Annotated in this window: 9 protein-coding genes; 4 read left to right on the forward strand and 5 right to left on the reverse strand. The window is 41.7% G+C overall.

Annotated features, from left to right (window positions below; genetic code table 11):
- Positions 1 to 134 precede the first annotated feature (134 nt).
- Positions 135 to 3,314, forward strand: a complete 3,180-nt coding sequence (locus C7475_RS33245) for a sigma 54-interacting transcriptional regulator (RefSeq protein WP_110052427.1) — start codon at positions 135 to 137, stop codon at positions 3,312 to 3,314.
- Between the two features lie 121 nt (positions 3,315 to 3,435).
- Here the strand turns inward: C7475_RS33245 and C7475_RS06495 are convergent, their stop codons facing one another.
- Positions 3,436 to 4,302: an alpha/beta fold hydrolase gene (locus C7475_RS06495; protein WP_110052838.1), complete on the reverse strand. Its 867-nt coding sequence runs from the start codon at positions 4,300 to 4,302 to the stop codon at positions 3,436 to 3,438.
- A gap of 69 nt (positions 4,303 to 4,371) precedes the next feature.
- Complete coding sequence (locus C7475_RS06500) at positions 4,372 to 5,187, reverse strand: alpha/beta fold hydrolase (protein ID WP_110052429.1); 816 nt, start codon at positions 5,185 to 5,187, stop codon at positions 4,372 to 4,374.
- A gap of 429 nt (positions 5,188 to 5,616) precedes the next feature.
- On the opposite strand from C7475_RS06500, the gene C7475_RS06505 reads away from it, so the two are divergent.
- Positions 5,617 to 6,282, forward strand: coding sequence for a Crp/Fnr family transcriptional regulator (locus tag C7475_RS06505; protein WP_110052432.1), 666 nt, complete (start codon positions 5,617 to 5,619; stop codon positions 6,280 to 6,282).
- A gap of 122 nt (positions 6,283 to 6,404) precedes the next feature.
- Here C7475_RS06505 and C7475_RS06510 read toward each other — a convergent pair whose 3' ends face one another.
- From C7475_RS06510 to C7475_RS06520, 3 genes are all read right to left on the reverse strand, one after another.
- A complete protein-coding gene (locus tag C7475_RS06510) occupies positions 6,405 to 7,106 on the reverse strand; it encodes an alpha/beta fold hydrolase (RefSeq protein WP_233259774.1) in 702 nt (233 codons plus the stop codon).
- Between the two features lie 210 nt (positions 7,107 to 7,316).
- Complete coding sequence (locus C7475_RS06515; RefSeq protein WP_199236176.1) at positions 7,317 to 7,913, reverse strand: Crp/Fnr family transcriptional regulator; 597 nt, start codon at positions 7,911 to 7,913, stop codon at positions 7,317 to 7,319.
- 201 nt (positions 7,914 to 8,114) lie between these two features.
- The gene (locus C7475_RS06520) at positions 8,115 to 9,065 is read right to left on the reverse strand and encodes a hypothetical protein (RefSeq protein WP_110052438.1); all 951 of its coding nucleotides are present in this window, start codon (positions 9,063 to 9,065) and stop codon (positions 8,115 to 8,117) included.
- Between the two features lie 276 nt (positions 9,066 to 9,341).
- On the opposite strand from C7475_RS06520, the gene C7475_RS06525 reads away from it, so the two are divergent.
- Both C7475_RS06525 and C7475_RS06530 read left to right on the forward strand, forming a co-directional pair.
- Positions 9,342 to 10,820, forward strand: a complete 1,479-nt coding sequence (locus C7475_RS06525) for a TlpA disulfide reductase family protein (protein WP_110052440.1) — start codon at positions 9,342 to 9,344, stop codon at positions 10,818 to 10,820.
- Between the two features lie 115 nt (positions 10,821 to 10,935).
- Positions 10,936 to 12,093, forward strand: a complete 1,158-nt coding sequence (locus C7475_RS06530; RefSeq protein WP_146217492.1) for a hypothetical protein — start codon at positions 10,936 to 10,938, stop codon at positions 12,091 to 12,093.
- The last annotated feature ends 13 nt before the right edge of the window (positions 12,094 to 12,106 follow it).

Consider the following 12,106-nt stretch of genomic DNA (forward strand, 5'->3'; position numbering starts at 1 on the left):
CATAAAAGGAAAGTTCATGTCTGATACAGCGATTTAGATCAGTTGTTGAGATGAACGATAATGCTGCGAATTGCCGGGTAAGAAAAAAGCAGGCATGTGCACCTGGGCTGTGAGAAACAAATGCTAAACCAACCATGAGCAATCAATCAACAACCAGAAGCATCGACAATTATCAAAATCTGATACTTTCGATTACCCGTGATATCGCAACTGTACAAAACCGTGAAGATTTAAATAAACTCATAAAAGGCACTTTAAGCCCTGTACTTGGATTCACGCACTCAACGGTATTTATCCTGAATAACGAAGGAAGTGAAATAATAAATTTCCTGGACAACTACAGTAATATCAGAGACGGATACCAGGAGCCAGTCTTCATCGGCAAAATACCTTTTAGCCATAAGGCAAACGCTGGTTCTGCCATCAGACATTTTTTTGATCTTGATGATCTGGTTCAAAAAGGAAACATCGCCCCTTTCTTAACTAGTAGTGATGCCCCTGAATATGGCTCCTTTCTCACCTTTGAGCTGGTAAAGGGTGGAGAAGGTATTGGACTATGGCTACTATTATTCGAAGAAGAATATAAAGGAAAAGCAATTTCAACAGTATTATGTGAACTAATTGCAAGTAATCTCACGCTCGCCATCCTGAATATTAAAGCACAGGAAACGATTGAAAAAAACAAGAAGGAGCAAGAGATCGTCCAGGCATTAAATGTAGATTTTGTCACAATACGGGAAAAACAAGATCTGCTCAAAATCATCCATTTCAAGCTCGGAAGTATTTTCAATTTCCGTCACCATTGGGTGGCAACGGTAAACGAGGACCAACTTACCATGAGTACTTTTATGCAGGACACTGAATCAAAAACAAAGTCCCACCCAAAGTACAAACATTTGACCTACGCTAAATACACAATCGCCGATAAGATCTTTAACAGGGTTATCTTGGCCGGAGAGCCGCAGGTTTTTGATCTGGAAAAAATACTCGCTACAGGAACACTTCCTGAATATCTGCAAATAAATTACGAAAGCGGGATCAGAAAGGTCGTGATGCAAAGCCTGGAATTAGCGGGTAAGTTTATTGGAGTTTGGGCCTTATGTCTTGGAGAGCATGATGAAATTGATCATAATTACATCAACCTGGTTAAAGATATCGCAAACCAGTTTTCGATAGCAGTAGGTAACATTATAGCCAATGAAACAATTCAGTCCAGACAGGCGGAACAAGAATTGCTGTTGAAATTGAGTTGTGACATAACTTCTGTAAAAAGCAGAGAGAGCCTTCTTAAGGCATTAAAGCTCAATCTTAAAAAGATGTTCAATTTCAGGCGTCTCACGATCCTGACAATGAATGACGGAAGTCATACCCCGCAGATATTTCTTTCGACGGACCCAACGGCTGAAAATCTCAGTTTAGCCAGTTATACAAGGTGGCCGATACAAGATGATATTTTCGACAAATGCATTTTAACAGCTGAACCATTGATATTTGATCTTGAAGCACTCACCGATTCAAGGAATGGCGACTTACCACTCTATTTAAAAGTCAACTATGAGTCAGGATTAAAAAAGGCTGTTATTATACGTTTTTCAAAGAGCGAAGATGTCTTTGGTTTCTGGATCCTCTTCTTTGACCATGATCTGGTTTGGGATAAGGGAAAACAAAACCTGATCAAAGGCATATCGCATCAAATTTCAATTGCCGTATCTAACATTGTCGCAAATGAGGAAATCACAAAAAGAGAAGAAGAAAAAACCAGGTTGCTCGCTTTCAGTAATGCCATTGCTTCAGTGAAATCAATCAGAGAAATTTCCTCCGTCATCAATGCGCAGCTAACAGCATGGGGCATCATAGGCGATCACTGTATGCATATCGTGAATGATGATAAAGTCACGCATTCTCTTTACTTATATGATCAGGAAGCGTTGTGGACGAAACTTCCTCAATTTAAGGAAATAAAGGCGGGTAAGTACCCGATCGCGGACGGTATAATGGACGGGATGATTAGCGGGAACCGCCTCATGGCGCACAACATACAGAAATATGATAACAGAAATGAGCTCCCCAGGTATGTCGAATATTGGAAACTAGCCGGCATGAGCGAAATTGCAAGCATCCCTGTTAATATGGGCAACAAACTAATTGGGATCCTAATACTAAAACTTTCGGCTCCATTCGCCCAACTTACTAATCAGCAAAGCTTACTTATAAGTATCTGCTCTCAAATAGCCATTGCGGTATCTAATCTTACAGCAAATGAGAAAATAAATAAACAGCTGGCTGAGATCGAACAATATAAAGGACAACTGGAAGACCAAACCAGTTACCTCAAAGAGGAAATTGAGATTACTCAAAATTATGGGGATATCATCGGAGAGAGTTGGGCAATCAGGAAGACATTCAAATTGGTTTCCCAGGTTGCCATGTCTGACAGCACGGTACTGATACAGGGAGAGACGGGTACAGGTAAGGAACTTATTGCCAGAGCTATCCATAATAGCTCTCCCAGAAAAGATAAGCTTATGGTTAAGGTGAACTGTGCAGCGCTCCCTCCCAATTTAATCGAGAGTGAGCTCTTTGGTCATGAACGTGGAAGCTTTACCGGTGCAACCGAACAACGGATCGGAAAAATTGAATTGGCAAAAAACAGTACGCTTTTTCTGGACGAAATAGGAGAAATGTCGCTTGATCTGCAAGTGAAGCTTCTTCGTGCACTGCAGGAAAAAGAAATTGAGCGAGTAGGCGGAAACAAGACCATAAAGGTTGATATCAGGATTGTAGCCGCAACGAACCGCGATCTGGAAAAAGAGGTTGCTAAAGGCAGGTTTAGAAGCGATCTTTATTATCGCCTGAATATATTTCCAATATCACTACCACCCCTTAGAGATCGAAAGGAAGATATTCCTCTTCTCGCCGCGTACTTTGTCCGACGGTTTGCCCAAAAAGCCGGACGTCAGATCACCACTTTCAGCGACATTGCTATGCAGCATATGATGCGATACAGCTGGCCAGGAAATATAAGGGAGCTTGAACACGTTATAGAACGCTGTGTCCTGCTTTCTTCTGGAGATGCTATCAAATTTGCCGATCTGCTGCCATTAAGCAAGCCGGCATCACCCGATCCTACAGCTATCGAAACGACTTTAAAGACCATCGATGAGAATGAACGCGATCATATCCTGCGGATACTAAAATACTGCGGTGGCAAAATTGCCGGTGATAGCGGCGCTGCTCAAATACTAGGAGTGCCGGCCGGTACCCTCTATTCGAAAATGAAAAAGCTCGGTATCAAACGTGAACATTCAATATAATTTCATCTTAACACATTCCCTCTTTCCTTAAGTTGCTGTAAGATGTGATTTAAGAATTTAAGGAAGACAGCGGTTTATAGAAATAATCCACTGCCTTCCTGATTCAAACACCTACCTGACTTTAATTGCTTCCTAGAAAGAATTCGGCTTCTCTGTTAAAATCCTCATGATATTGAAACAACCCTCCATGACCTGCATCACTCCAGACGATCAATTTCGAATTCTGGAGGTGCTTGGCCAACGTGAAAGAATTAAGTGTCGGCACAATAAGATCAGAAGTTCCATTCACAATTAAAACAGGATGCTTAATCCCTGCCAGTTGCTGATGGCCATTATCTTGCTGATAACCATAGGTGATAATTGCTTTCGCCTGCGCTCCGATAGTTGCGCCGCTATTGGGAACATCTCTGTTAACAGTTCTTGAGCCAAGCCTCTTCATGAAAGCCCTGCCGGCGCTGATGCCTTCCTCTGATTTTGTAAAAAACAGATTAATCAATGCATTTTCAGGTCCATCTTTCATTCCTTCACCGATGACTGCTTCCAGTTGCGTGATGCCAGCCGAACCTATTGGGCCGGTTCCTGCGAGTATAAGTTTTCTCACCAGTGATGGACGATTTGCAACGATCTCCTGTGCTATAAATCCTCCGAGTGAAAAACCTAATAGATCAACCTGCTCATAACCCAGGGCATCAATAAAATCTATCGCATCTTTAGCCATCTCAGCAACGCTGTCGGGCGCACTTCCCTCTGAGCTGGCAACGCCTTTATTGTTAAAAAGTATGACGTACCTGTTTTGAGCAAAGGCATTTGTAACTGCCGGATCCCAATTGTCCATCGTTCCTGTAAAATGTTGCAGGAATATTAATGGTACTCCTACTTTTTTCCCGAAGGCACGATAAGCAAATTTTACATTCTTTACATCCACATAACTTGTGGGAACAGTTTCGTGAGTGAACACCTCTGCGTTTGTTTCTTCAATTGTTTTCATTTTCATTGTTTTTATCTGTACTGTATATTAAAATTCATCTCAGTCTGTTAACAAACGGTCCTCTCCTGCTTATTGGCCGATCTTTTTCAAGAGTATGGCTAACGAATCAGCCTTTGTTATTGATGCGCAATGACCCGCATTCAGCTGATAAACTTCTTTAACAGCTGCAGTATTGATCATTTCGTTTTGTAAATCGGGAGAAATTGTATGGTCTTGTAAAGTCTTGATGTAAGCTTTTGCAACAGATCCGAAGTTTGCCGAAGTTAGCGCCACAGTATCTATCAGTGGTTGAGCGGGTTCAGTTTTGTAGTGATTTAACACCAGGTTTTGAGCCTGAGTTGATCCGTCCTGGATAAATACATCTACTATGTGCGTGCCTTCTATGTCGACGGTTGAATGATCTGCTGAGAACTTTAAGATGTCCAATGTAAGGTGTGATCCTGCATCTGTAGTTGCGATCCCAAATAAAGACTGCCCTGAGGTTGGAAGATACGCTGCGAGGTAAACAAGCTTCTCAACCTTAGTGGGTACCTGCTCAGCCACAGCAGAAATGATCATACCTCCCAGGCTATGGCCTACCAGAATTACTTTGCCATTCATACTTGTCATGGCATCAATAACTTTATCTCTATAAAGATTTAAAGTTATCCTTGAAGCATCGGTCGCATCGCTACCATGACCAGGAAGTTGAACAACTGTAACATTATTTCCATCTTTAATCAAACTTGCTTTCACAGAATCAAATACATAAGGGGCTTCCCAGGCTCCGTGAACAAGTAGATAATTTTTAACCGAAGGATTTGTTTCATCATTCTTTTTTGAACAAGATGAAAACATCAAGGCAGCAGTGGCTGCGAAAAACAGCATTAAAATAAGTTTCTTCATGACTATAAGCGGCTAGTTTTTTAGCACACCACAAACTTAGAATTAACCTACCCCGAAAATCTTAACCGATGTTAAAATCAGAAAGTGACAGGAATTATTTTTTTCAACCAGCCTCTTTATTTCAAGACTAAATATCCGTCATCGATATATCAAGACCTGATCAGTCAGACCCAAACCTATAACGATAACCTTAAAGTTATTTGGAGGGCAAAAGCTTGTTTTGGGTATTTATTTAGCGAAGAACCGGTACTATCGGAATATCAATAGCAGGGAAGGAATTGTTGAAATATCAATATCTGCCTTCAGCCATATAACCATGCAACAATATGGCATACAATTATTTACAAATCTGGCATGTATTTTACATATGCAGAGGCACATGGGCTGTAACCATAGGCTTGGAAAGAATACACTTTAATCTGAACTGCAATGAAATACACTGATCTTACATCTGCACTATCCCTACTCAACACTATTGGCAAACTGACAGGACTGAACGGCACAACTATCGAATTAATGCTGAATAACAGTAAAGAATTGGAAATCCCCAAAGGGGATACGATAAATAATGATGGAACACTATGCAGGTATCTCTATTTTATCATGTCAGGTAAAGCAAGATTATACTATGTAGATTATGCGGGAAAAATCATCACCTGGTCCTTCCATTTTAATGATATACAAAGTACACTTAAGAACCTTTACATTGTTGACTATAAGAGCGTATTAGTGAACGCTTCAGGGAATATGCTCATTGAAGCCCTTACGGATACCAGATTACTAAGGATCGGAAGCAGAGAACTCTGGGATAAATTCGATAGTGAACCGGCAATGGAGAAATGTTTGCATAAACTGCGCGAGCACTCCTTTATTGCGGCATATGGACGGATCCTGAATATGCTTACGCAATCTGCCAGTGAAAGGTATAATCACCTATTATATCATGAACCACACTTGTTGCAGATGTTCGCCGACAAACACCTTGCATCATATCTGGGAATTGAACCTCAATCTTTAAGCCGTATCAGAAGAAATTTAAAATCGTCTTCTTCACAGCGCAGATCAGTAGAATTTTCCAGTGATATCAGGTCATGATATTAGATCAAAATGATCAGGCAATTAAATACGTCATGTACGATTGCCATCAAAAAAAACATGGTCCCTTTCAACAATTTGAAAGGGACCATTAGCACACATGTTCGTTTTCAGGTTACCATCTATTTACTTTCGGAGATGATAATATCTGCCAGCTTATCAGGCATTGAGATAAATGGAGTATGGCTGCTGGATAAGGTATACACTTTATCTACTTTACCCGCTTTTACCATATGCTGTTGTGCTCCATAGCTGATTGCATTATCATTAACAGTATGGATAAATACTTTTCTGATGCTGCCAAAGTTCTGCTCTGTCAGCTGAACCGGAGTAGCCAGGGGAGCAAGCGGTTCAGGCTTGATATGGCTCGCAAGATATTGCTGAACCGGAGGTGGTGCATCTGCTGCGAAAATATCTGCTACGGCATCCTTTGCAATGATCGCCTGACCGTGCTCTTTATCAACTGTAAGTGATTTACCGATGTGTGATCCCGGGTCCTGTTGCGCCAGTGACAAAAGACTTTCGCCATTATGAGGCAATGCGGCAGCAAGGTAAATCAGTTCGCCTATCTGACCAGGAATATCTTCGGCGACCTGGCTTATCACCAGACCAGCGAAACTATGCCCCACCAGTACCACTTCTTTACGGGAACCGATGGCTGATTTTACCTGGTCAACATACGTTTTAAAAGTGATTTCCGCAAAGGAGGTGTTATCTGCGCCGTGGCCTGTAAGATTAACCGTGATCACTTCGTTGCCCTGCTTTTTAAGCTGTGGGACAACTGCATCCCATGAAGAGGCATCAGACCAGGCACCATGGATCAAGACAATTGTTTTTGGACTCTTGTCATTTTTTTTCTGGGCTTGAGTAGAGATTCCGAATAGACTCATAACCATAATAATTATTGCTGTTTTCATGTTGTTTAATGCCTAATTGTTTAGGACAGTACAAACCTCCGACAAATCAACAGCAATAATTTTAACCGATGTTAAAATCCAAAATCAGCTAGAAAAATCTTTGAGATCAATCTGAACTTATCGTTCAATCATTCTCTTTCGGATCCGGCTAAGAGAAGGTCCCTGGATACCCAAATAAGAGGCGATATGATAAAGGGGGACATTATTGAAGATGTTTGGGTGCTTCTCTAACATTTCACGGTAACGGTCTTCAGCGGATTTAAACAAAAATCCTTCGGTATTGGACATTACTTCATGGAAAGCCATTTCAGCGACGATCCTACCGAATCTTTCCCACTGATGAGATTGACCGTATAGCAGATTGAGGTCATCGATATGAATATATAATATCAGGGAATCAACCATGGCTTCTGTATAATAATCGCATGATGTCTGACTTAAAAAACTCTTATAGGATGTAACAAACTGCTGGTCGGTAAAAAACAACATGTTCTTTTCCTCGCCCGTTTCAGTATTTACACGGTAGATCCGAAATACTCCATTTATGATAAATCCCAGGTGCTTACAAACGTTCTTGTATTCGTTGTAAAATTCGCCTTTCTTATATTGCTGAACTTTCCAGTAAGGCAAGGACAAATCGAATTCATCCGGTTTCATCCCAAAGGAGCCTAATTTCTCCTTTAATAAGGCTGTTTCTGTTGCACTCTTTATCATTTCGTGAAAGTATCACATTTAAGGATAATCCACAATGGTAGTTGCTACCGGCCATCCCAATTTTACATCAAAAATCAAATTTCTGCCTGGTTACAGTAGTGTAATAAAGCAATAGAGAGTAGAACCCAATGTTCCTACTCTCTATATTCATTTGTGACGTTACCACAATAAAGCTGTTCTAACCGACACTGCCGACACATACTATTTTTCCAAGATGTAAATCTTCTTTTCCGCGTAATCCCATACTGTCTTATACTGATCCAGAAACCTATAGCCGAAACACATAAAGCTGGGTTCCTCAACCTGAAGTGCTTTTCGAAACACATCAGTACCTTTCCGGCTCATAGGAGGAGTACCGATCACATTAGTTTTAAAAGTCCCGTCAATTACAACGTCATTGACATTGAACAGCTCTTCACCATATCCATCAATTCCGCCCGACACCAAAAGTCCCTTTGCTTTAAGTTCTTTTTCTACGTTTTCTTCAAACTGAATAATTCCGAATTGTCCTGTATCAAATGCTCCCAAAACATCGGTATCCCCTATTTTGACATGCACCAACGGTATATTAGGCCGGCTTCTGAGCTCAAAATTGATAATCGCTATTACCCGCTCTCCGTTTAGAAAATCTTTGGAAGAGCTTCGCTGTTCTGTATTTTTATATAATGTAATCTTCCTTCTTAAATAATCCAGCTTAAGAATATATCCTTTAAAAAAATTGTATCCGATAAATCCCATTAGATCGGGCGTGATACTCCTCTGCAGGAAATCCAGTTTCGCACTCTTGATATTGAGCAAATTCCGGTAAGTTAAGCCATTGGTGAATTTAAGCTCGGCAATGGTATCGCTAATGTTTTCATCAAATGATTGCCCGCTGCCGAAGTTACCTTTACCTTTTTTCTTTGTTTTCAAATTAACAAGGTTATCATTGAGATTTAAGGCGGCCTCCGTTCCATTATCAAACATCAACTTCCCCTTTATACCATTGACTTCGACCGAAACAAAAGGATAGGCATTTACCATTGTTATAGGGAAAACAATGCTGTCACCATGGAAAATTGGAATGTGTTCATAAACCTGTTCCGTTGACAGTTGCCCCAGGGCGCCAAGCTGTATACTACATAGCAAAACAGCTATCATCATCTTTTTCATAAATTGTTTCTTAATAAGGATTTATTCTTTTGGCTAATCAATATGGCTTAAGAAAGCCCAATAGTGCGATCGCCTATTGTTAGATCTTTCATGCTCTCGAATGCCTACGTATTTAACACGCCACAAACATCGTTCTATCTTTTATCAATAAAATTAACATGGGTTAACATTATCCCCGCTGAATAACCCGAGGTTTGTCGTGTACTAAACAGTTAGTTGCCAAACAAATTACCTGAAGGCACGGGCTGGCCATTCCTATAATTAAACCTAAAACAGATGAAAAATAATCTTCTCATAGCAGCGGCATTTTTATTGTTGCCGGCTACGCTCATCGCACAAAAAGATAGTCTTAAGGCCGTGATTGAAAAACAGCCTGCCAATGTCGAGGCACACAAAGAATATGTATCGCTGATGGAGGGCGATAGCGCCGGCCTTGTAAAACAATATCAGCTGTGGCTCAAAAAGTTTCCAAAAACAGCGGCAGTGCCGTATGGTCTTGGTTCCTATTATGCCAGCAGGGAAGATCCTGCCGCCAAACCTTACCTGCTGAAAGCAGTAACACTGGATCCTAAACTGGCGGATGCCTGGTTTAGGCTATCTTTCGATGCACAGTGCTGGGGAGAGTTCAAAAAATCGGAGGAATACATGGGCAATGCGGTGAAAGCAGCCCCCGATAATCCTGACTACCTATTTCAATATGCCTACAGTTTGCTGGAAACAAACCCTGTCAAAGCAGACGAGCAGATAAAAATTTTATATTCGAAGTTTCCTCAGAGCCAACGTTGGGCGCAGATGTTATATTGGAGAGCAATTCTCAGCACTGACCAGCAACAACGGATAGACCTGTATGAACAATTACGCGAAAGCTTTCCTATGGCTAGCACTAAATGGGCTGCCTGGGGCATGCGGGATTACATAGATCTCCTGCTGGGCATCAATGCTGATACTGCCGCTAAAATGGCCTCTCTCCTGCTTCAACAGCCGGGGTTAGACAGCTCGCAAACGGCAGACCTGGAAACAGGAAAACAATTGTCGCTTGCCTTTGTGCAGGCACAGACACTGTTGGCGGCACATCAGCCAGCAGCAGCGAGTGACGCACTTAAGGGTTTGACTGTGAATATGTGGGAAGAGCAAAGCTTCTTCCTGCTGAAAGGGCGGATAGCACTTGAAGCAGGCGGTCCGAAGCAGGCATATGATACGCTGATGGCCTGTTATATTAAAGCTCCTGCCAGGCGCCTGAAAGATACTTTGTTATATTATGGTGGTAAAGTAGGTAAAACTGAAAACACTGTTTACAAGGAGATCAAACAACAACTGCTGGCCGGGGCGAAGCAGGCTGATTTTAAACTGACGTCTTATTTGTCTTCCGGCCAGGCGTCAATGAGTGATTATAAAGGGAAAGTGGTGCTGTTTACTTTCTGGTTTCCGGGATGTGGCCCCTGTCGGGATGAATTTCCTCACTTTGAAAGAGTGCTGAAACGGTTTCGTGAATACCCGGTTTCCTATATAGGCGTGAATATAGCGCGGCAACAGGATAGTTATGTGATCCCGTTCATGAAAAGCAGCGGTTACAGCTTTATGCCCCTGAAAGATATGGGAGCCAACCGGCATAATCTGCCTGTCTGGGGTGCTCCTACAAATTACCTGATAGACCAGGAAGGGCGTATTATTTTTAAGGGTTTCAGGGTTCACGATGAGGAATCGGAAAAGATGTTACAGGATATGATCCAGTTGCTGTTGCATAAAACAGTCTGACCTTTTGCGATAGTTCTGCTATATAATGGGACTGAATGAGCCTTAAAATATCTCTTGTCGCCGAAGCATAAAATAATAAGTTCATTCATTATTTTTGCTCCATAAAAGGCAAGTTATGCATTCCCCAAATATGGCAGATATCCGTAGGATATCCCTGATTAATAATCCTGTACTGCGCAATGTACTTATCACACAATCTTATTACGAGCTTTCGCAGATCATCATGTCCCGTACAGGGTCGGTGGCGAATTGGTGTACCTTCGCTACATGGGCTTCCAAGCAGGCCGGTCAAAGTATCCGGAAAGAGGATCTTCAACGGACACTCGAGGCACGGGTGGACATTGAGCTGTTGAAGGAATTTCAGACACTTATTACAATTGCTGCGGAAATGGGTATTGGCTCTTCTATTAAAATCAAGCTCCACGCCCTCGTAAAAAATAGTATGATCATCAGAGTAGTTGATCAGATAGGCGAAGCGGTTGCAAAAGGAAATAAAAAGGTATTTGAAGAAATAGGTTTTCAATTTGCCAGATTTATTGCCAATTGTTTCAACAATGCTGAACCTGACTTACAAAGCTGTGAATTATTTTGCCGGGAAATGCTTGACGGTGACCCGCCTGACGGGCAGCAATATTTAAAAAGAGCCTTCACAAATTACTATATGGCTTTTTTTGAGCACGACGAGCAATTGCGCGTGGAAAAATTGTTGCTGGCTAACCTTGAGATCGGATTCCATGAGCAAACAAGATTACAGCCTGAAATTCTGGCATCCCTCAATGCTGCTTTTACAGGAAAAGATACTTTTCGCAAAGAGGTCATTGACTTCTTATTTCCTCCCGGAAGCTGGCTTTCCCAGGTACGTTTTCTCTATCTGAAAGCTACCGGAAAAACATCACGCCTGGAAGCAGCAATTGATCGACTGATAATGGAGCTGCAGCATCTCGTAAGGAAGCAGATCACCGCCTATCTGATGACATTAAACCTGCCGCATGAAAGTCTGCTGTTATCCAGAGATCTACAGCGAACATACCCTTTGGTGTTAAGCAGCCTTTCGTGTAAGGACCTGGTTGAATTAATGGCAAAAATTGATACGACTCCTGATAGCTTAAAAGAAAGCGGGGCGGAAGATTGGGCTGATCTCACCGATCGCATGCATTTTATTACGGAACTTTTCCGCTGTTACCAGTTCGATGAACAGTTGTATCAGCCAGCTTTCAAACCGGATCAAGTAGAGGCAATGAAAAGAGGAGAGATACCAATGGGACGGTTATAGGATTAAGAGATCA

The organism is Chitinophaga sp. S165 (assembly GCF_003182155.1).
Lineage (GTDB): Bacteria > Bacteroidota > Bacteroidia > Chitinophagales > Chitinophagaceae > Chitinophaga.

Coding starts and splice junctions, on each gene's coding strand:
- C7475_RS33245 (WP_110052427.1), top strand. CDS start 135: ATGAGCAATCAATCAACAACCAGAAGCATCGACAATTATCAAAATCTG.
- C7475_RS06495 (WP_110052838.1), bottom strand. CDS start 4,302: ATGAAAACAATTGAAGAAACAAACGCAGAGGTGTTCACTCACGAAACT.
- C7475_RS06500 (WP_110052429.1), bottom strand. CDS start 5,187: ATGAAGAAACTTATTTTAATGCTGTTTTTCGCAGCCACTGCTGCCTTG.
- C7475_RS06505 (WP_110052432.1), top strand. CDS start 5,617: ATGAAATACACTGATCTTACATCTGCACTATCCCTACTCAACACTATT.
- C7475_RS06515 (WP_199236176.1), bottom strand. CDS start 7,913: ATGATAAAGAGTGCAACAGAAACAGCCTTATTAAAGGAGAAATTAGGC.
- C7475_RS06520 (WP_110052438.1), bottom strand. CDS start 9,065: ATGAAAAAGATGATGATAGCTGTTTTGCTATGTAGTATACAGCTTGGC.
- C7475_RS06525 (WP_110052440.1), top strand. CDS start 9,342: ATGAAAAATAATCTTCTCATAGCAGCGGCATTTTTATTGTTGCCGGCT.
- C7475_RS06530 (WP_146217492.1), top strand. CDS start 10,936: ATGCATTCCCCAAATATGGCAGATATCCGTAGGATATCCCTGATTAAT.